The 21,167-nt window shown below is 53.0% G+C and carries 15 protein-coding genes and 2 pseudogenes; 6 read left to right on the top strand and 11 right to left on the bottom strand.

What is annotated here, in order from left to right:
• Positions 1–103: 103 nt before the first annotated feature.
• The 5 genes and pseudogenes from AC07YV_RS27475 (at position 104) to aqpZ (ending at position 4,388) form a co-directional block, all read left to right on the top strand.
• A complete protein-coding gene (locus AC07YV_RS27475; RefSeq protein WP_331459871.1) occupies positions 104–400 on the top strand; it encodes a group II intron maturase-specific domain-containing protein in 297 nt (98 codons plus the stop codon).
• Positions 401–822: 422 nt separating this feature from the next.
• Positions 823–1,044 (top strand): annotated as a pseudogene (locus AC07YV_RS27470) (transposase domain-containing protein); the annotation flags it as partial.
• A gap of 65 nt (positions 1,045–1,109) precedes the next feature.
• Positions 1,110–2,026 (top strand): annotated as a pseudogene (locus AC07YV_RS27465) (IS5 family transposase).
• A gap of 531 nt (positions 2,027–2,557) precedes the next feature.
• On the top strand, positions 2,558–3,145 hold the full coding sequence (locus tag AC07YV_RS27460) for a hypothetical protein (protein ID WP_146011636.1): 588 nt from the start codon (positions 2,558–2,560) through the stop codon (positions 3,143–3,145).
• A gap of 562 nt (positions 3,146–3,707) precedes the next feature.
• Positions 3,708–4,388: an aquaporin Z gene (aqpZ, locus tag AC07YV_RS27455; protein WP_102616766.1), complete on the top strand. Its 681-nt coding sequence runs from the start codon at positions 3,708–3,710 to the stop codon at positions 4,386–4,388.
• A gap of 461 nt (positions 4,389–4,849) precedes the next feature.
• Here aqpZ and AC07YV_RS27450 read toward each other — a convergent pair whose 3' ends face one another.
• The 6 genes from AC07YV_RS27450 to AC07YV_RS27425 form a co-directional block, all read right to left on the bottom strand.
• A complete protein-coding gene (locus AC07YV_RS27450; protein ID WP_102702366.1) occupies positions 4,850–5,791 on the bottom strand; it encodes an Ig-like domain-containing protein in 942 nt (313 codons plus the stop codon).
• Positions 5,792–5,896: 105 nt separating this feature from the next.
• Complete coding sequence (locus tag AC07YV_RS27445; RefSeq protein WP_102702367.1) at positions 5,897–6,493, bottom strand: hypothetical protein; 597 nt, start codon at positions 6,491–6,493, stop codon at positions 5,897–5,899.
• A 593-nt stretch (positions 6,494–7,086) separates the two neighbouring features.
• A complete protein-coding gene (locus AC07YV_RS27440) occupies positions 7,087–7,842 on the bottom strand; it encodes a porin family protein (protein ID WP_102702368.1) in 756 nt (251 codons plus the stop codon).
• 26 nt (positions 7,843–7,868) lie between these two features.
• Positions 7,869–9,230, bottom strand: coding sequence for a DUF1254 domain-containing protein (locus AC07YV_RS27435; protein ID WP_102702369.1), 1,362 nt, complete (start codon positions 9,228–9,230; stop codon positions 7,869–7,871).
• A complete protein-coding gene (locus tag AC07YV_RS27430) occupies positions 9,227–10,246 on the bottom strand; it encodes a DUF1214 domain-containing protein (protein WP_102702370.1) in 1,020 nt (339 codons plus the stop codon). The genes AC07YV_RS27435 and AC07YV_RS27430 overlap by 4 nt, the downstream gene beginning before the upstream one ends.
• 812 nt (positions 10,247–11,058) lie before the next feature.
• Positions 11,059–11,940 carry a hypothetical protein gene (locus AC07YV_RS27425; RefSeq protein WP_102702371.1) on the bottom strand — a complete coding sequence of 294 codons (882 nt, stop codon included), beginning with the start codon at positions 11,938–11,940 and terminating at the stop codon, positions 11,059–11,061.
• A gap of 313 nt (positions 11,941–12,253) precedes the next feature.
• On the opposite strand from AC07YV_RS27425, the gene AC07YV_RS27420 reads away from it, so the two are divergent.
• On the top strand, positions 12,254–12,925 hold the full coding sequence (locus AC07YV_RS27420) for a S1C family serine protease (protein ID WP_178085961.1): 672 nt from the start codon (positions 12,254–12,256) through the stop codon (positions 12,923–12,925).
• A gap of 128 nt (positions 12,926–13,053) precedes the next feature.
• Here the strand turns inward: AC07YV_RS27420 and AC07YV_RS27415 are convergent, their stop codons facing one another.
• From AC07YV_RS27415 to AC07YV_RS27395, 5 genes are all read right to left on the bottom strand, one after another.
• Positions 13,054–16,719 carry an ATP-binding protein gene (locus AC07YV_RS27415; protein WP_102702372.1) on the bottom strand — a complete coding sequence of 1,222 codons (3,666 nt, stop codon included), beginning with the start codon at positions 16,717–16,719 and terminating at the stop codon, positions 13,054–13,056.
• Positions 16,720–16,742: 23 nt separating this feature from the next.
• Positions 16,743–17,435 carry a response regulator gene (locus tag AC07YV_RS27410; RefSeq protein WP_102702373.1) on the bottom strand — a complete coding sequence of 231 codons (693 nt, stop codon included), beginning with the start codon at positions 17,433–17,435 and terminating at the stop codon, positions 16,743–16,745.
• A gap of 377 nt (positions 17,436–17,812) precedes the next feature.
• Positions 17,813–18,508 carry a hypothetical protein gene (locus tag AC07YV_RS27405; protein ID WP_102702374.1) on the bottom strand — a complete coding sequence of 232 codons (696 nt, stop codon included), beginning with the start codon at positions 18,506–18,508 and terminating at the stop codon, positions 17,813–17,815.
• A gap of 817 nt (positions 18,509–19,325) precedes the next feature.
• Positions 19,326–19,835 carry a hypothetical protein gene (locus tag AC07YV_RS27400; protein ID WP_146025423.1) on the bottom strand — a complete coding sequence of 170 codons (510 nt, stop codon included), beginning with the start codon at positions 19,833–19,835 and terminating at the stop codon, positions 19,326–19,328.
• Positions 19,836–19,962: 127 nt separating this feature from the next.
• A partial coding sequence (locus tag AC07YV_RS27395; RefSeq protein ID WP_494990375.1) for an Ig-like domain-containing protein occupies positions 19,963–21,167 on the bottom strand: 1,205 nt, incomplete at its 5' end.

Here is a 21,167-nt window from a genome sequence, read left to right as displayed (position 1 = left end):
CGGGTTCGACTTCCTCGGATGGAACCTGCGCAAGTACAACGGCAAGCTCCTGATCAAGCCGTCCAAGGCGAACATCGGGGCTTTACTTGTCAAGCTGCGAGAGTTGATCAAGACCAACAAAACGATACGACAGGCTAACTTGATAGGTTTGCTCAACCCGGCTCTACGGGGCTGGGCGAACTATCACAGTCATGTCGTTGCCAAGAAGGTCTTCAACCAGGTGGACAGCGCAGTGTGGGAAATGCTCTGGCGATGGGCGGTACGTCGCCACCCTCGCAAGACACGCCGATGGGTGAAGGATCGGTATTTCAAAGTACAAGGGGCGCGCCGTTGGGTGTTCTCGTGTACTGAAAAATCCGTCGATGGTCGGAAGCGTCAGTACACGTTAGTAGACGCCTAAGACACACCGATTGTGCGACATATTAAGATTAAGGCTGCCGCCAACCCTCACGACCCTACATGGGGTGAATACTTCGAATCCCGCTGGGGCAAGAGGATGCTCACTTACGTAAAAGGTCGAGCCAAGCTGTATCGGATATGGGCGCAACAGGGCGGCAGGTACTGCGCCTGCTTCAAGCCGGTGACCAAAGACACACCGTGGCACAGTCGCCATACTGTGAAGCTAGGTCATGGCGGGACGGACGCAGCCGCTAATCTTGAGATCTACCACCTGCGCTGCCCAAGGGCAGGACAATTTGCCAATGTCGCTGATGTATAACCGGCTGCCTGAAGGTGCCTTCGCAGAGGCTTGAGCCGTGTGCTGGGAAACTCGCATGCACGGTTCTTAGGGGGCTGGGCGCGGGTAACCGCGTCTGACTACCCGACAATCAAATCCGGCCGTGGGCTCTTGGGCGCTCGAACTGGTTGTTTGCAGGGTCGTCACGCAGCGGCAAACGGGCGGCGGCGATCATGAGTTTGATCCAGTCGGCGCGACTCAACGGGCATGATCCGCATGCTTACTTGAAGGATGTTCTTACACGCCTGCCGACGCAGCGGGCGAGTGAAATTACCGAACTGCTGCCGCACAGGTGGGTGCCCGTTTAATCACGCAAGGTGTGTTGGGCAGACGCTTACAGTGCGCCGGCAAACGCAAGTAGACCCGTAAAGAGTTGTTCCTGATCGAAATGGATCGGGTGGTTCCGTGGAAGGGTTTGATTGCTCTGATCGAGCAGCACTACCCGAAGGGTGATGGTGGTCGTCCGGCCTATCCGCTGATGGCGATGCTACGTGTTCACCTGATGCAAAACTGGTTCGGCTACAGCGATCCGGCCATGGGAGAGGCACTGTACGAGACTACTATTCTGCGCCAGTTTGCTGGGCTGAGCCTGGAGCGGATTCCCGACGAAACCACCATCCTCAACTTCCGTCGCCTGCTGGAAAACCACGAGCTGGCGGCAGGGATTCTGGGCGTGATCAATGGCTATCTGGGTAATCGGGGCCTGTCGCTGCGCCAGGGCACCATCGTCGATGCCACGCTGATTCATGCGCCGAGTTCGACAAAGAACCAGGACGGCAAGCGCGCCCCGGAAATGCACCAAGCCAAGAAAGGCATTCAAGGGTACTTCGGCATGAAGGCCCATATCGGCGTCGATGAAGAGTCAGACCTGATGCACAGCGTGGTGGGTACGGCGGCGAATGTGGCAGATGTCACGCAGGTCGATAAGCTGCTGCACGGCGACGAAAATGTGGTCTGTGCCGATGCCGGCTATACCGGAGTGGAGAAACGCCCCGAGCATGAAGGTCGCCAGGTCATTTGGCAGATTGCCGCCCGGCGCAGTACCTACCAGAAGCTGGGCCAGCGCAGCACCCTGTACAAAGCCAAGCGCAAGATCGAAAAGCCAAGGCACAGGTCAGAGCGAAGGTCGAGCACCCGTTCCGGGTGATCAAGCGCCAGTTCGGTCATGTGAAGACGCGTTTCCGTGGTCTGGCCAAGAACACGGCACAGCTGGTGACGCTGTTTGCGTTGTCGAATCTGTGGATGGCCCGCCGACATTTACTGAGCAATGCAGGAGAGGTGCGCCTGTAATGTGGGGAATAGCCGCCGCGAGGTGCTCGCAGCGGCTAAAAAGCCAGGAATGAGTGAGTGATCTGAGCGTTTGGATCGGCTCATTACTTTCAAAATCGGCGGTGACCGAAGTCAGTCAGAAACACATGACTACTTCAGACCATCCCTAACCTCAATAGCACGCAACTTCGCGCTACACCTCGGGCGAATGGCCAAACGCCACTCGGGCGAGTATGCATCTAATTACGCGCGAACAGCCAATTAGGACAAATCTTATATTTTTAATATGGCCCCTCCTCGAGTCTACCACTCTTATTTTTTAGCCGATTCGAGTCTCCGAATATGAATCCAAGACATTCCAAAACAAATCCAGGTAGTTGACTCCATGCAATCACCGGATTTTCACCTGCCAGTTCTATCCAACGCCCCTTTACACTGTTTCTTAATCGAAAAGCCAAATAACCTGAATGGATAGAAAGAACCAGCCAAAACGAATAAACGGGCGCTACAGAGCCTATCAAGAAAACAGCCAGAAACTAGATGCGCACGCTCATGAAAAAATTCTTGCTAGCTGGAATCACTGCCATAACCATCTTTTCCGCCGTATCATTGAGGCTTATGGCTGGTGACATAAGTGAACCCACATACCCTGTCAATGCTGACTCGCAAGAAAGACGTGAAATGTTGCTAAAACACCGCATAAAAAATGCGAGCAATCTGATTTCTAAAGTCACCTTCGAGCACGATCGCGTGATTACTGTCGTTTACACACCAAGGCGCATAAGCGATGACAGCGTCTGGATTGTCGAATTATTTCAGGCCGCCAGGCAAATTTTGATGGCAATTTCCAAGGTCATGGCTTCCTTCCACCCAAGTGTCACCATTCACGCTGAAATTCGTACAATAAACATGGACGCTCACCAAAACTCCGTTACCGGGATATCATTAGTTTACCGCGGCGACAAACTCTCAAACATCAACTGGGACCATTTCTCACTATGGGATGCGGGCGAGCAATCAGAGGGCGTAATATTCCACAAGCTTGGTAAAAAGCCCGCATTGAATTATTGTCAAACTGAACAAGGAGAGAGGCACAGCTTGCTTTTTTGCAGAAAACTACATGCTATAATAGACAACTGAAAAGCCAGAGGACAATAGCTGCATGGCCCAGCCAGTGGACAACTTAATACTTAGCCAGCCCCCCCCTTCTCGCCTTCTGCCCAATCAACCCATGATCGCTGCCAAGTAGATATACGTGAAAATCGTGCAGATAAAAAACCCCGATTGCGTAAATACCACAACCGGGATCCGCCATGGTTACCTGTCCCCCTGTGCTTGCTACTCAAACAGGTAACCGAGCGAGCGCCAGAATCGCTCAATCCCTGCCTCGCAACCATAAGATTCGTCTGGAAATCCATTTATTCTTGTCCAATTAATGATTCACGCCCTCAGCGAAAAGAACACACTTGGCCAGCATTCAATCTAGTAACTATAGCTGAGACAAAGAGCGACGACTCTGCTCTTGCCTTTAGAAATGTGGATAGCCGATTACGTCGAAAACTTCTACGCGCCTTGTCGCACAAGATCAGAAAACAAACGCGACTACTTTCACTTTCAAGACCAGTCCCATACCGAAACTCCCCCTCCCCATCTAGCATCCATGCGCCCATTCGGGGCGTATGGACTAAAAACTGGAGGATGCATGTTTCGTAAATTGAATGCCGAGCTCATCGGCACGTTCTGGCTTGTCTTCGGCGGCTGTGGCAGTGCCATTTTCGCTGCTCAAGGCATTGGGCTTCTTGGTGTTTCTCTAGCCTTTGGCTTGACTGTCGTGACGATGGCCTATGCCATCGGGCCAATCTCCGGCTGCCACCTCAACCCTGCGGTCAGCCTGGGTTTGTGGGCTGGCGGACGATTCAACGCACACGAACTCGTGCCCTACATTCTTGCCCAACTGATCGGTGGCGTACTCGCCGGCGGTGCCCTTTTTCTGATCGCCAGCGGCAGCCCCAGCTTCGATCCAATGTCCGGCTTCGCCGCCAACGGCTACGGTGCTCAAGGCTCGCCAGGTAGTTACAGCCTGCAATCAGTACTGATCGCCGAGGTACTCCTGACCGCGTTCTTCCTGTTCATTATCATGGGGGCTACCGATAAATTGGCTCCGTTAGGCTTTGCTCCAATCGCCATTGGCCTGGGGCTGACCCTGATCCATTTAATCAGCATCCCTATCGATAACACCTCGGTAAATCCTGCACGCAGTCTGGGGGTAGCGCTTTTTGCCAACCCCTTGTTCCTGCAACAGCTGTGGGCGTTCTTTGTAGCGCCACTGGTTGGCGGTGTACTTGGCGCACTGGCCTACCGAGCAGTTCGCAAGGCGGACTAAGCAACTCCTTATGAATACATCTTCCCAATCCCGAACCATTGACTAGAGAAACATTGTCATTGGTCTATTCTTTGGGACTGGGAAGATGCCCGCCACTCATCAACGCCCCCCACACACACAAATTTTCGAAAGCCACTCAACAGTGCATCCTTTGACATTGTCATTGTTATAACGGGTTGATCGCAGTGGAAACTGACCGAACGAAATACGCAATCGCCCAGCATTGTGGTAAAGGAGCTCAAGAACTGACTCTTTGCGGAATCATACGGGCGAAAATGATTTTGGTCCCGCTGGTACCGCTCAATGGGCATGATCCAAATGTTTATTTGAAGGAGGCTCTAACTCGACTGACTACGCTGCGCGTGAGTGAGATCGAGTAATTGCTGTCGTTTCGATGATTTCCTGACTAACTTGAGCAAGCCGAGTTTAGCGGACGTTTACGTTCATGTGTTTGAGCGTGGCTACCGACAACGGCGCCGTGGTGTCGATGACGATAATCTGCGGGCCGATGTTGACACATTGCCAGCGGCATCCGCCACTTCCACGGTCAGGCTGTGTTCGCCTTCGCCCAGGGCTGGAGTTGGAGTGAACGACCAGCTACCGTCCTCGCCCACTTCGATGCGGCCGATTTCGTTACCGTTGTCACGGATGACGATGGTCTTGCCCGCAGCGCCGCTACCGCTCAGGGTCGGATTCTCGTTGGTCGTACCCGGCAGGGTGTTGAAGCTCAGAGCGACCGGAGCAATAGTGTCGATGACGATCACACCCGGTGCCGACGGCGCAGAGACGTTACCCGCCGCGTCCACAGCTTCCACGGTCAGGCTGTGGTCGCCTTCGCCCAGGGCCGGAGTTGGAGTGAACGACCAGCTGCCATCCTCGCCCACTACGACGCGGCCGATTTCGTTGCCGTTGTCACGGATGACGATGGTCTCGCCCGGGGTACCACTGCCGCTCAGGGTCGGGTTCTCGTTGCTCGCGCCTGGCAGGGTATTGAAGCTCGGAGCATCCGGCAGTTCGGTGTCGATGACGATCACACCCGGTGCCGACGGCGCAGAGACGTTACCCGCCGCGTTCACCGCTTCCACGGTCAGGCTGTGTTCGCCTTCACCCAGGGCCGGAGTTGGAGTGAACGACCAGCTGCCGTCCTCGCCCACTACGACGCGGCCGATTTCGTTGCCGCTGTCGCGGATGACGATGGTCTCGCCCGGGGTACCGCTGCCGCTCAGGGTCGGGTTCTCGTTGGTCGCTCCTGGCAGGGTGTTGAAGGTCGGTGCCTCGGGGGACACCGTATCGATCTTCAAGTCGACAGATTCAGACTCGTTACTGACGTTGCCATCCGGATCCTTAATGATAATGGTCAGGCTGTGATCACCATCGGCCAGGGCTGGAGGGTGAAGGCCCACTTGCCCCCCTCACCAATCACGACCTCACCAATCACTACGCCACTGTCGAGGATCTGCATAGTGTCGCCCGGACGACCGCTACCGCTCAGGATAGGTTGATTGTTGCTACCGGAAGTATCGCTGATATTCACAGCGTCCGGAGTGGGCGGAGCAACCGGTGGTGGTGGGCGTTACGGGCGCTTGTGCACTGCCGCCACCACCGCCCCCACCGGCCTTAGCGGCAACACCCAACAACCCCAGAGCACCAATCCCAAGCACCGAGGTCGAAAAATGACCGCCTGACGCAGACAACGAGCGCGGTTCAAATCCAGCAAGACTTGCACGATCCAGGGCGAGCGGCGAAGAAATGCCATCCTGCAGAAATGCAGCTTCGAGTCCGCCCTCCGCGTCGACCACCACATACGGGTGATAGGTGGAATCTTGAGACATGCCGATGAGCTGTCCTTCGAACTCATAGAAGTCCTCGATAATCCGCCGAGGAGCATCCGGGTCTTCCCCCTCAAGTGATACGTGCAGGTCCTTACCTACACGCCTGGCAACAATCTTCTCCGGTGCAGCCCCATGCTCGCCAGCGAAAAGAATATATTTGCCACCCTTGATTGCCTGAATTCGTACAGTCTTATTGGATGGCGGCGGCAAATCACGCGTCAATGTCACAGTTGCGCTATCAACCACGGAAATACTTACGTTAGTCAAGTTCACACAGAGTTACCTTTCTAAGGGGGGGCGACCCACTCGAAATTTCCACCGAAATAGCCAGGAGCACTGAGATTTTCCAATCCCGGTCAGACTAAATTCCGCAGTTTTTTTGTCGACATAGGATCTGTCCCAAAGCCCCCCACTCGCTCTCCGCCCCAGAAGCAACTCGATAAACGGCCGTTGACCTGCCGGTGGTGGCACCCTTGATAATTTCGATGAGGAATGCGGTCCGGCCAACGATATCCGGAGAATGATGTTCGCTTACGAGAACTCGAGTTGTTGTGACTGCGCCACCTGGTGATTCAAGCGGCGTTGTCTGGAACAGCTATCTCACCTGCACAAGCAGATGGATTGAGAGGTGTCTAGCGGCAGTCATCGCTCAGTACGCACAATTCAGGTGACCTGATGTACACGAGCGAGCATTGGAGAGGGAGTATCAAAATTACCAATTATTCCATCGCCCTCACATCCTCATGGCGATGGACCTACATCAGTTCAATAAAATACGGGCGCACGAGGCGCCTGTAAATTCCAGCGATGCCAACCACTCGCACCACCGATTGTGAAGCGAATAAGCCTATCTGGGCAGGCATCGCTTAAAAGCTGAAACTAGCTCCCAAGATCGGCCCGGAAAGCTTCAGATCATAAGCAACGCCGTCACTCTCCCGATCGATATAGAGATGGCGATATCCACCACTGACAGACCATTGCTCACTCACTTTAAATGAGACAACAGAGGTAATTTGCCACGTCTCGCGTGAAGCATCACCGATATCGCCGCCGCCCCCATCAACCCACAGAACGGCACGCCAACGGTCGCTCAATTGCGCACTCACGCGAACAGCCAACAAAGGGTCAACCCAGCTGTCGTGCACGCTAACGTCATAATCGGGCCGCGAAATACCCCGAAGCGATACATCGACATCGTTTGAAACCCAGCGCAATCCCAAGCCCGCATCCAAACGAAAACGATCGAGACTTAAAACTTCATAAAGCCCATACCCTGCGACCGAAGCGAGAGTGGTCCTGGTGTCAATGTCAGAAAACAGCCTGGCGAATGGCGTGCGGTCGCGAAAAGAAAGGTCCATGTAGAACACGTCTCCCACCAACGACCATCGCCCCTTGCGGGCGGACACGGTGCCCATGAGGGCGGCATCAAGCGAATCCACTGCATCACTGGCACTCAACTCTGATGTCGCTGTTCCAAAGGGTGTTTCCACACCACTGGTAGTCTTGGGCAACCAACCATAAGAAGACACATCGATCTGCCATTCGCCCTCATCTGCACATACCGACGCCGAAGAAAATGCAAAGCCAATAGCCAATAGCTGGAAACCGCTAGCAAACTTCATTCAAAGGTTTCCCTCAGGAGTTAATTTCAAGATAAGGTTTCGATGATCGGCGGCTGCCAGCGGCCATCCAGGGCAGAAGCTTTTGGCAAATAGAGACGCATCACCACCCCCATCGGTCCAGCGGGCGCTGGCAACCAATTGGATTCAAGCGTTTCACCCGGACTCGAATGCTGAAGGTAAATCACGATGTCCCCGTTATCATCAACCTTAAGTTCTGGGAGCATCGAAGAGTTGATCAGATACCGATTCAAGGCGTTGCGCACCAACAGGCGCGCCACACCGTCATACATGGTGATAGACCAGAATGCCTCTACGGGGGGCAGGTTGCCCTTGATAAATCGCAAGGCGTAGCGCTTCTTCGATGTATCAAGTGGATTGCCATCTGAATCTACGAGGTAAGTCGGGTAGAGCGCCTCTTGAACCGAGTTACCGTAGATCCCGGCCATCGCCCCCATAGCGCGCTCCATAAACCTGCCCCTCATCTCCTGGGGCGAACCAAATAGCCCCGCAGACGTTTTGAGCTTGAGAACGTTAGCCGCCAATTTCTGCTGCGCAGACACCCCGGCAGACTCGACTTGCAATGCGCTATCGAAGCCCGCCGCAGGCCAATGGGCGCCCGCTTGCAGGCCAAGCCTGGAAAACTGAGCTCGTAACGCCTCATCTCCTGGCAACGCGGGAGCGAATTGCAGCAGAAAGGCGGCAAGCGGCCAAAAATCAGTGACCATTTGCAACTCCGAAATCACTGGCCAGACCACCGCAGGTGCCGAAACCGGCGCTGGAGTTGCGGCATAAGCGGAAAGCAGCTGAACCTTGTACCCCGCCTGAATTCGTTTTACCTCCTCCAGATCATTTGAGGAAAACAATTGTGTGCGAATAATCCCTAACCCCAACTCAGTGGTCATGCGCACTACGCGCTTGACCCCCTTGGGAATTGCCCCCTGCCAATCAGGACCTGCTATCAGAAAATCACCGCCACCATTTCCATCTTCTCGCGTCCCCAGATACCCGACATTGTGGGTATACAAATCAACGAGCTGCATGGAATAGTAGCGCCCCTCATCTATCTTCGGCAGGGTGACTACAAGCGGTTCCGTGCGCAGATCCATAACCAGGAAAGAGTACGGTGTGTCGGAGTTGGGCGTAATAATCCCGGTATCCGCGGGGGTGTATACGCGGGCAACGCTATTAAGCGTGTTGATACGGCCCTTGTACTGAGTTCCGCCAAGCTCTATCGCATATTGATAGAGCGTCAGGTAATTTTTCACCATCGGGTAGAGATAGATAAACGCCTCGCGCGCAAGGCTGTCCAGACTCTCCTGTGCTTTAAGCGAAAATGCAGGAAGAGCCGCGGCCAACAGAGAAAGTTTCAGGAGCTCGCGGCGCCTCATTTGACTTCCTCCACATCCGGAAAGCTCCAGGCCCCGTTGAGAATTTCAGCGCTCGGCCGATAAAGCCTTACCATCCAGTTCCACCCAGCAGGAACGGGCAAGCAGTTAGCTATTTTGCCGTCGCAACCACCAAATTGAACATTGACATTGCCCTCGGCATCACGCACGGCCGTCAGATTATTGAGCGTGTAGGCATTGTAATTATTGGGTGCGAGGTAACCGTCGGCGTTATAAACGGTGATCGACCAGAACCCGTCCACTGGCACCTTTCCAACTTTCAACCGGTACACAGTCTGTCCATCGTTTTTTGGGACTGTTCGGTTCAGATACAACGCATCGCGAGAAGGATTACCGCCCCAGCCCATGGCCGCACCAATCAGATGTCGAACTGGCTGAACTTCGCTGCGCGAACCAAACATGCCCTTGGTATCGGGCAGTAGCGCCGCCAACTCCAACAGTATCGCGCGAGTGCGATCCTGGCTTGCCTTGTCCCACTTTGGAAGCTCGAGCTGACCGACACCAGCCTGCGAGACCTTTATGCCATCCTGAAGTGCGTGGACATGGTTCAGATCCGCCGCATCATTCGGGTTCGCGAGAATGCGGATGCCTACAAAGCCATAACGTGTACCGATCGTTTCGCGACTGAGCGTTACCTTACCGGCGCCGTAGTGCACATCATGAGTGTAATGATCCTCATCGATGACCTGGACCGAAAGGAAACGCTTGCCTGGATCAGGCAACGTGATAGTGACCGGCCCGGCATCAAGGTCGAACACGCCACCCGAGTACAAGGTATCGCGATTCAGTCGAATAATGGTTTGTTTGTCGATTGGCGCCATCGCACGCTCATGCCCAAGCTTGCCGAACCCATATTTTGCCGCAACTCCAGAGAAGTAAAGATCGCTTTCCGCTCGCACAAAGTTATCGCTATTCACTTTGGTTTCTGCAGCTTCAGCAGACAAAATACCCACCGCCAGCAATGCAATCACAAGGGTGCTTTTTCTAAATCGAGACATTCGATTATCGTCCTCAACGCTATAGGATTGTTCGGATAAAACCCGCCTGGGCGATGCCTTCCAGCCTGAGCCGGTCAACGGTGCCAAAGGTTTTCACGGAGACTAGACGAAAACGCAGTACGAGGAAGGGATGCGAGCCGGCATGGCACCCCCCGCAGAACAAGATTTAACCGCCTTCGAGTATCCCTTCTCAGCCATTGGAAAACATGACATAAAAAGCCAAATATTTGACATTTAACGACACACCCCAAAGAACAATCCCACAGACGACTACAGCTTGAATATCTCTTCTCTAGTACTTGATACAGAACTGCTACGTTCCCACAAAGGCGAATTGCTCGTCCTCAGGCCGCCGCTCCCAAAGCAGAGAATACTCGGATGTAATGGTCAACACCTTGTAACCCGGACTGTGTAGTTCCCGCTTACGACCTGAAGTAATATCTTCAGTATTGAGTTCGTAAATAGCTGCGACAATTGAAGTGACAAAAATCCCTAGAAATGAGGTCACACGCATACACACTGACAACACTGGAAATCGTCCCGCATCAGCCTCGGAAACGACAAAATGGACACAAACTCAATTACCACTTTCTAAAGCCACACTCCGCCCCCCAATTCTATTTAAGCCGAATAATTACACGTAAGTTATTCAGGGAGACAAGCAGTCACTACGAGATTCTTCTGTATTTCAATTGCGCCCATCCTTCAGAACGCTCAGGAAAGGGCTGCATGACAAGTAGTCAGCGCCACACAGCCTTTCATACTACAAAAATGCCAAGTCAGGCAGCCGCAACAGTAGCCCTTGCGAAACCTCAGAACACGTCTTTCGCACCTTCCGAATCCAGCGGCTCCTTCTCAATTGCTGCGACATGCACATCTTGATAAACACATTCACCCTCTACACCAGTGAATACCTGCCCAACCGGATCACTGAAATCAACTATCAGATCCTCCAGCTCCAACGAAACTTCAGAGCTCCCCCCCGGCAAAAGAAGAAAATCATTAACCTCCATTAAAACCGACTCACCACCACTTTCGAGCACCTCCCCCTGCGAGAGGTTAGCAATAACATTCACCGATACATTCAACGCGGTCGAATCGGCAAGCTCGACTTGAGCACCAGGCATTAGCTCGGAACCGAGCAGCTGGTCGCTGGCGGAAGTGGCTCCAGACAAGCCGCCCACGCCCTGAACATCCTCAGCACTCACTTCCATCGACATCGCCTCCGGCATGGGATGAGGATCAAGCGACGCGGCAAGCGTCCCCACCCCAGGCAAGACCGCCCTCTGCACTGCCGTATCTGAACTAAAGGTCTCAGACTGACCCGTATTGCTCATCACCTCGGGCTGATCACTCAACCCCTCGCCTTCACTGACTGACTGAACAGTGCTTTCGCCGATTTTTACGATTTCAGCTGTATCAAGCAGCGCATCAGGAACGACTAATCGCAGGCTTTCATGTGAAACCAATGCCACATTTAAGACACCACGCAACAGGCGCTGAGCATCTGGATCGCTCGCCACCCCCTCACCGACATCCAACACAGCGCTATTAACATCCGCTATGAATGTTGCGGGATGCATTGACTCCAACTCGTTAAACGACCAAGCACTGAAGTCGATGCCTGTCACAGCCTGCTTCTGATTCAACAAAGCCGCCGCCACATCCGCAACAGACAAGGTGGGATTTTTCATATTTGCTCTCCTCTACGAAGGGAATTGCCACTCCACCACTACAGAGCGGAGCCAGAGGGATTCGCGCACCCTGTCAACGAATCCGGCGGTCTGAGACAGTAAATTCCTCATCCCGCACGAGACATGAGATCAGTCCGAAAAAGACCGACTGGCTGAGCCGAGCCTACAAAGGATCAGCAAAGCGCCAATAACGATCCACCTAACCAAACAACGAAAGGAAAAATGCGGACCAGCTATCGATCGATAAATTTCTAACACCTCAATAAGATTCGTCCTAATCTCACGCTCAGGACCACACAAAAAGGAATGGATCATGGCAGCTATCAAAATTGCAGCACTGGGCCTTACGCTTTCTGTACTGGTTGGTTGCAATGGGATACCTCAACCGACAGCTCCGGACGAAACATTCCCGGGTTACTTCACGGTCAGCTCCGGAATTCCTGCGCCTTACATGTTTCAGGGCAGTGCCGTTCAGTGGAACCGCCAGTACGCGGTTAGTGCTGCGCATATTCCGCTGCTCTCCGATGTTGTACATCGGTGCAGTACTGGCTGTGACCTTGTTTTTATTCGTCGCGATGCCGACGGGTCTGTACCGACGTGGCGCCCAACCATTGTTGGCGAGAAATTGCAAACGGTTGGGTTAAGTCCATTCCTGGTGACAGTCAAGGGCTCTGGTACCAGCAAGGGACCTCGTGTCAGCTTGAATCGCGAGGGCGACAACACGCCCTACGCCCTCAATGACGCCCCTGTAGTACAAGGTATGTCTGGTGGGCCGGTTTATGGTGCCGATGGCGCCGTGGTTGGGATGACAGTAGGGATTTTCTTGCCACAAGCACCACTGCTGCCTTCGTTGAAAAACAGCAAAAGCCTGAGTGTTTATGTGCCTTACGACATTATTCAGCGCGAGTGGCGCTTGTTCTCGGAGCGACAAGCCGAGGTAGAAATGAAGCAGATCGACAGCAAAAACCAGATGGTAAAACTTTGAAGTTTCAGTTTAACGGGAGCGGGCTTGATCGCGATGATGCTAACGATTACACGCACTTCGTTACTGTACGAAGCGCTCTTGAATCCATCGTGAGCACGCTCGCTCCTACATAACGGAAGTCAAACACGCTAACCGCCAATGGCCCCCACCTTCGCAATAAGGCGCTCAAGCTCCGCTTCCACTACTTCGGCCTGGGCCAGAACGGCAACCTGATCGACAGGCAATTCAGTGCACAGTCGTTCGATATGATCACAAGCTTCGATGATTTCATTCGCCTGCAAGATACGCGCTGCACCTCTGATTCGGTGAGCAAGATTCGACAAGGAGTCTGGCGAAAAAACCTGTAATTGCACCTTGAGTTCTGAGAGATCACGCGTGTAGCTACTATGTGCCTCAGCTATCAACGCTTGAGTCATCGCGCTATCCCCCCCCGTCAAATCATGAAGTATCGCTTCGATGCTTTGTCCGCCAGCAACATTCGTAGTTTCCCCTTCCAACTTCGGCTGAGCGATACCCTGCACTCCCGCTACAATCGTAAGCACCGTCGACAAAGCGCTCAAACTTACCGGCTTGAACAAACAATCATCCATACCTACTTCATGACATTTTATCTTTTCATCGGGCTGCGCATTGGCCGTGAAACCGATGATTGTGCACCGTGGCCAAGCGTTATGTGCTTCCTCCAGGCGAATGGCTCGCACCATCTCGTAGCCGTTCATCACAGGCATATTGCAATCAGTAAAGATCAGATCGACGTTACCCTCCCGCCATAACCTGAGCCCCTCTTCACCGTTCTGCGCGCTCCGGACTGTCTGACCGTGGTATGCCAGTTGCTGGGTCAGCAGCACCCGATTGGTAGGCTGATCATCAATCACTAGGATATTCAGTGCTGGAAGCTCCTTCTCACTTGTCTCTTCCTGAATCTGCCCCCCCCTTGGTATCGCGGGAAGCACGCTGAAAGGCATAGCCAGAGAAACGCAAGTGCCTTTACCCAGCACACTTCGCGCAGATACTTCGCCGCCCATCAACTCGCACAGCGACTTGCAAATCGCCAGCCCCAAGCCAGTCCCCCCCCTGGAAGTAAGGCCGTGATTGGCCTGCACAAACGGCTGAAACAGCTTGCTCAGTTCCTCCGCCGAGATACCAATTCCCGTGTCCTCCACAGCAAGCTGCACCGACAAGCGCTCATCGTCAATCGGGGTGCCATTGACAGTAACCTTGACCTCACCGGTGTCGGTGAATTTGATGGCATTGCCAACCAGATTGGAAAGGATTTGCTTGAAACGCATTGGATCCACCAATACGTCGCAGTTTACGCTGGAGTCAATGTGCAAGCTTAGCGTCAATGCCTTCTGACGTGCCAAGCCGTCGAACACACGCGCGACAGACTCCACCAGCTCGCGCAAGTTGGCCCGTTTCGGACTGAGGCTGATATGACCGGACTCAATACGCACCACATCAAGAATGTCCCCGATCAATTCCAACAGCCCCCGAGCGGAATCGTAGGCTATCTCTATCGCAGGCCTGTCCAAACGGCCCTGATCGGCGTGCCTCATCGCCAACTCCAGCATTCCGATCACCGCACTCATCGGCGTGCGGATTTCATGGCTCATCGTCGCCAGGAATATGGTCTTGGCTCGACTGGATTGATCCGCAGCCTCAAGCGCTGTGCGCAACTCTTCCATTAACAGACGCCGATCACTAATGTCGATCCATCCGCAAATCACACCCTTTACCACGCCTTGTGAGTCGCGATACGGATGAATCCAGTGATAAATATTCAGCAACCTCCCTGGCAAATGCAGCTCTCGGTCAATTTCCAAAGGCTCACCTTTCTCCATGACAGACATATAGTCATCATGAAATTGCAATGCCTCCTGGCGGTTGATTTTTAAACCCTCTAACGTCGACTTGCCGATAACTGCATTTGCTGTCGCACCAAACACCGCCAGATAATTTGAATTGCACGTAACCATACGCCCTGCCCGATCTCGCACATAAATCGGGTGCGGCGTTCCATTAATCAATGCGTTCATGAAGTTCAGTTGATCGTTCAGTGCAGTTTCGGCTTGCTGGCGAAGCTTGTACTGAGAGCGGATATAGAAATTCCAGGCAAACGACAGCAAGATAAAGGCAAAAGCTGCACCACCGATCTTGTAGATAAGCCCACGATAATCCCACCAAGACACTTTCGACACATCGACCTTTGGACGCCAACGATTTTGAAACATGTCGATTTCATTAGGAGATATCTGCAACAATGCCTTGTCTAGGATAGAGGCCAGTTCCGTATCGCCCTTTCGCATCGCAAATGCCAAAGACGCGGGGATATCTTCAATAATATTGGAAATTTTCAAGTTACCATCGTGCAGCGTCATCGTGTAGTACTGAGCAACTGGCAAAAAGGCGGCCGTGGCATCCGCCTCTCCATTGACAACCATATCCATCGCATCCAGTAATGTCGCAGCCTCTACGAAATTAAAATCAGATGACGGCTGCATCAATTCTCGAAGCGCATGATTAAGCGGCAAGGCAATACGCTTGTGTTTCAACTCCTCCAAGCTAATTGGTTGACCCGGAGCATTTAACGTAATGATCGCGTAGGACGTAAACACTTGTGGCCGGGTGAAGCGCATCGCCATTTCTCGCCCAACGGTCGGAACCAGTGTGGCCAGATCAGCTTCACCCTTTTCGATAAAGTTGACATGGTCACTCAACTCATCCGCCAGCACAGGTTTGAAAGTAAGCCCAGTCCGCACAGAGATTGCCTTCAGCAAATCGGCGCTGACGCCACTGAAGCGGCCTTCTGTATCGAAGTACGACAAAGGGGCGGTGTCGCGTGTCACGACATACCGAACCAGCGGATGTCGAGTGATCCAGCGCTGCTCCGAGGGAGACAGCTCCACTTTGGAAGATATGATCGATGCCCCGCCACCCGACCAACGCTTGAGAATCTCCGCCGAATACACATCACGAACTAGTTTCAGGGTGGTGTTGAGAACTTTATCCAGACGATTCGCATCTGAACGAACGGCAAACGCAAAACCACCGGTAGGAATATCCAATAATGCAGTGTGCATTCGCACATAGTTGAAGTAGTTAAGATTTACATGGTAGTTGCTTGAGACCATGTCACCCAAATACATATCGGCATTTCCAAACGCCAATGCTGCCAGGGCTTTCTCTCGAGACGCATAGGTCACGAACTGTGCAGTAGGATAAAGCGCTTTAAGCTGTCCAACCGGCAAATAATCTTCAGCCATCGCGATGTGCATGCCGTTGAGCCGAGAAGGTATAGCGCGCACCTCCGCCTTTCGCACATAGAGTACCGGCTGATCATCGATGTATTTTTGAGTCAGTTGAACCCTGTACGTAGCCAGTTCGTAATCATTCGCACTGCCTACAATATCTATCAAGCCCATCTCAAGGGCGCTCAACGCGGCCGAGCGATCCCTGAATTGAACAACGCGAACCTCAATATGCAGCAGCCTACCGATAATACCCAGCACATCGGCTGTCACCCCTTCGTAGTAACTGCCACTGGAGATAATCTCCACCGGAAAAAAGTTTGGAGGAGCCACGCCCAATACCAGTTCCCGTTTGTTACGCACCCATTTCCAGTCTTCACTGGACAACTCCACCGCTCCCTCTTCCAAGCTCGAACGGTCAATCAGCTTGAGATCGACCGAATCTTCCAATGGCGCAGAGGCCTGCACAGACTGAAAAACAGACAGAGAAAATAAAAAAAGAGAACACGTAAAACACTGTAGGCAACGCAGCAACTGAAAAGACATCTTGGATACTCAATAGAGCCCCCTCAAAAACCTTTGAGGCTTTGCTCGAGCTTAAATAATTCAGCATCAGTGCGAACACCTAGCTTGCGGAAAGCGGCCTGCTTTTGACCGCTTATCGTCTTCATGCTTCTGGAAAATTTGCGCGCTATCTGCGACACCGACATACCCTCCAGGCAGCAGCGAAGCACTTCCTGCTCCTTGGGTGAAAGAATCGGATCGCTCAGCAGGACGTCACCACCGATAACATCATCCGTTGCTAGCGTCTCCCGAACAGCATTGGGGTCTCTCCCGAGTTCGTAGGCCAACATTGGTGAAATATACGTCTCACCTCCGGCGACTTTACGAATAGCGTCGACCAGCCCCTCCACGTCCTCCGACTTGCCAAAAAAGCCATTGGCCCCTGCATTCAAGGTCAAATTGACTACCGATGGTTTTTCAGCCGAGGAGGAAATGAGGATAAACATGCCTGGAAAGCGTCGCCGAATCAGACGGAGCAAATTCAAGCCATCAAGCTCGTCGTTGCCCAGTACATAATCGAGGATCAAAAGGTCTGTTTCCATATTCTGCAAGGCGTCAAGCAGGTCCCGACTATTGCTATAGGCACCCACAACGTTGAGGTCGGCCTCACGAGAAAGGCGCGACTTGATTGCCAATTGAATTAATGAATGATCATCCAGCACAGCGATGCGCAAAGGAGTCACTACGGACCATTTCAAATGTTTTTTCTCCATGCTGCTGTAAACGTTAGCCACGGCAATACAACACACAGGAATACGTGGCCCCCTGCCCCGCTCACACGCCGGCACGCCCGCATCACCTGAACATGATAACCAGAGACCAGCGTCAGACAGAGTCGTCGCGGCCCCCCCCCCTGACTGAGGAGTCTAGTTCAAAGCCGTGGATTCGCGTGGAATTGAATGCAATTGCCTATTTGGAACACCAAGCAGACACTAGCAAACTGGTTCATGCCAACTGACGCCAGCCCCACCCAACGACGCTGGCAACAATCCCCCAAAAGACCAAAGACCAGCGTAGCCAGGCCAGCGATGTACCGTTCAACAATGCTTGAGGGGGAATGCTGGTCGATCTGCGCTTACCGCAGGTTATTAGCCCGCGCTTGCCCCAATAGCTGGCTGGAAGCTTCATCGTCCAACGGATAGGTGAGACCGGCAATATTCATCTGCATTGAACCGTTGCGTTCGGCAAACAGCTGATCAATGTCAAGCACATAGATCTTATCTACGGCGGCAGGTGACTCGATAAAGCCATAGTGACGACAATTCTCGATTTGCGAAGCCCTGGACTGCAGGTGGATTTGCAAACGCACATTGGCCAGCTCCGACTCCGCGGTGCTTTTACCAACCACGAGCGGCAGAGTCCCCCCCTGCTCCCGAACTTTTAGATAGTACGTCATCCCGCCTTTTAACGTGGTGATGTAAAGGTCTTCATTCTTTCCTGGATAAAGGGGGGCCTCGTCAAGGTAGGCTCCCATCGTGTGGACACCAGATCGAGTGCACAAGGATGTATAGCCACCTGGTAGCAACGCGGTCACGAACTCCTGGTCAAGGTAAACGTAAGCCGGACCACTTGCAGGATTGCCGGCTGCCCGGTAATAGATCACCTGCGCTTGATCACCGGTGACCGGCCGGACGCCTTTGAAAAGCTCACCGAGCAAATTTTTCTGCGCAACCTCAGCCGAAAAAGCACTCAGGGGCGAGCAGAAAAAATAAATGAACACAAGCGCCAAAGAAAGACTAATCTGCCTACCATCATGGATAGAGAACCTCAAGTTAAAACCTCAAAAAATATTGCCCTACCAATACTGTTGGTCTGTGCTTAATCCACAAGCGCCACCAGTGCAGCGTAAATGACGAAAAACTACTTAGCCCCCCCCAGCCGCCATTATTGAGTACTCCTATTGCTCCCATTTTCGATATAAACATGGGCAACAACCCCCACATCTCTAAATTCAACCAGCCAGCACTAGACTACCTCACTCAGGATTATCGAGGCCTTGGTTACAAATGCTCACCAAATACGTGGGCCGAAGCATCTGTCGCAATGCATTACAGCAAGAAAGTCATTACCAGCGACACAAAAAACAAAAGCGTCAGACGGATAACTGTCACCTTTACAAACATCAAAAGCCCCTCCGAAGCACGCAATACTCCGGCCCAAAAATATATTTAATTTATGAAAAATCGTAGTGATAGCTGACACAAGACAACAGGCCATTACTCCGTCTGTGGCACCCGGTTAAGCAGAAGCTCTACTTCCCTGTCGGGCCAAGAACATGGCAGCAAGAACCAAGCGCCTTCTACAGTCTGTGATTGGGCACAACCATGGGCGTGAAGTGTGATTTCGCCTGCGGTGACGAGACATAAGATCAGTCTCAAAAGGCTGTTGCAGCCTGAAACAGGAGATGAACGGGCATCCATTTGCGGAACCGGCTAAAAAAGGACAGCACTACAGTCCAAAACGCAAAGAATAGTGCGCGGAGCCGACCATCGACTACAACTTTACCCACAGCCATGCACTGCCTGCAAAATGGCATGTGCATGGCAAAGCTCCAGTGTTATGTTGGTGGCCCCTGCGGTGGCGCAGTGTCAACCCAAACAAGCCTTGACTGCTGTCGCACGAGACTTTACTTGTACCTGGCGAAGCGTGCCAACCATCTCTTTCTCAGCCACCTCGCGACTGACCGAGACAGGCAACGGACCGAACTGCTCATCTGCGCGCAAGAACAAGGCCTCACCCGCCTTGAGTTCGATATCCGGCTGCCCGTGCTTGCCTTTATAGACTGGCGAATCATTGAAAGCGGCGTTCAGACCATGCCTACCTGGATCCAGGCAAAACGTCGTATAGCCTCCCGGCAGCAGCGCAGCATGAAACTCCCCATCCACATAGATATGAGCGACGGAGGCGTTTTCGGCTGGCACGCCCAATTGGTAATAAATTACCTGGCTTTGCGACGGAGCCACCGCTTGTATTGGACGGTAGGGCTCGCCGAACACTGCTGGAGTGACCTGCGCTCCAGCTGAACTGATGAGCCCGACCGAGCACAATGAAACACCACATACACTTAAAAGATGCCTTACCGATTTATTTCTAAACATGAACAATCTCCTGCAATGCACACTGAGCGCCTTGATATACCCACATAAACCATCTCAAGAGCACAACTAACAGTGGCGGGCAATTACTTACCCGCCATTGCTTTTTCTATAACTAATCCAGGATTACTTAAACTACTTGTTGCACCAATAGCTCGGTATCAAGACCGGAGGGTTGGTAAAGGGCAAGTACTTCACCTTCCGAGGCAAGCACGCCGCCCTCGCAAGACATGTTCTCCTCAAAGCTTTCCATGCCTTTCAGAGACTCTGCTTCAACCGCGTCGACTTCGCTGGCATTATCCGCCACCTGCACGATGTCTAGCTCACCGCCCTGTAGCAAATCAACCTGCCCACTTACAAGAACATCGTTCAACGACAACGTCAGTGAATGACCGTCGGCCCCGGAGATGGATAGCGCGTTGGCAACATTGGATTTGACTTCAGCTTCGGGTTGTTCAATCTCCAAACTTTGAGCTTTATCCATGCCCCGCAAGACTTCAACCTGTTTATCCAAGTTGTTCTGGGCTGAATCAACATCATCCTTGGCCAAGGCAATGCGCGACGCATGTTGAACCGCCTTACCGACGTCGTCGGTCACAAGGGTGATCGACATGGGCGCGGCTACAGGAGCATTCACCGTCAGTTTGAACTGCGGCGTGCCGCCCTCGCGCTCACCCTGCGCCGGGGTAGTATTGGTGACTCTAAGGGTGTGCAGGCCATTGCTCAACGCTGACTCAGGGGTGAAGCTCCAGTTTCCTGAGGTATCGGGCTTAGTACTGCCCAACAACGTGGCGCCGTCGTAGATCTTGATGATGCCTTCAGGGTGATAAGTTGCCTTGCCCTTGAGGGTCGGTCTGTTGTCGTCGGTCACGCCACCGTTGCTAATCGCTCCGGTTTTCGAACCGACATCGTCGGTTACAGCTGTGATAGACGAGGTGTAAAAGAAGGCATTCACGGTCAGTTCGAATACCGCCGATTTTGCGATCTGGCCAGCCAGGGTAGTAACCGTAGCTGTTAACTTGTGCGTGGTATTGCTCAGCACCGTCAGGGGTTGGAAAGTCCAGTCGCCCGAGGCATTGGCTGTGGTCTGACCCAACAGCGTCTCGCCGCTGTAAAGCTTGACAATACCGTTAGGGGTGGCCTTGCCAACGAACACCCCCAAATTGGCGTCGGTCACACCACCATTGAAAACCGGCCCAGTGATCGCACCGCTGGTGTCGTTCAAGTAGGTAATCGACACGGTCGCTACAGCAGTGTCCACCGTCAGATCGAACACTGCCGTTGGCGCGCTCTCACCTGCCGCCGCGGTAGTGACCGTGGCTTTGAGGTTGTGCA

The organism is Pseudomonas sp. GW456-E7, assembly GCF_059424105.1.
The sequence above is the reverse complement of the archived record's forward strand: the minus strand, read 5'-3'. Positions and strand labels throughout refer to the sequence as shown.

Bases quoted from the DNA above. Each gene is read 5' to 3' on its own strand.
- AC07YV_RS27430 (WP_102702370.1), bottom strand. From the start codon at position 10,246: ATGTCTCGATTTAGAAAAAGCACCCTTGTGATTGCATTGCTGGCGGTG.
- AC07YV_RS27435 (WP_102702369.1), bottom strand. From the start codon at position 9,230: ATGAGGCGCCGCGAGCTCCTGAAACTTTCTCTGTTGGCCGCGGCTCTT.
- AC07YV_RS27420 (WP_178085961.1), top strand. From the start codon at position 12,254: ATGGCAGCTATCAAAATTGCAGCACTGGGCCTTACGCTTTCTGTACTG.
- AC07YV_RS27400 (WP_146025423.1), bottom strand. From the start codon at position 19,835: ATGTTTAGAAATAAATCGGTAAGGCATCTTTTAAGTGTATGTGGTGTT.
- AC07YV_RS27460 (WP_146011636.1), top strand. From the start codon at position 2,558: ATGAAAAAATTCTTGCTAGCTGGAATCACTGCCATAACCATCTTTTCC.
- AC07YV_RS27415 (WP_102702372.1), bottom strand. From the start codon at position 16,719: ATGTCTTTTCAGTTGCTGCGTTGCCTACAGTGTTTTACGTGTTCTCTT.
- aqpZ (WP_102616766.1), top strand. From the start codon at position 3,708: ATGTTTCGTAAATTGAATGCCGAGCTCATCGGCACGTTCTGGCTTGTC.
- AC07YV_RS27440 (WP_102702368.1), bottom strand. From the start codon at position 7,842: ATGAAGTTTGCTAGCGGTTTCCAGCTATTGGCTATTGGCTTTGCATTT.
- AC07YV_RS27425 (WP_102702371.1), bottom strand. From the start codon at position 11,940: ATGAAAAATCCCACCTTGTCTGTTGCGGATGTGGCGGCGGCTTTGTTG.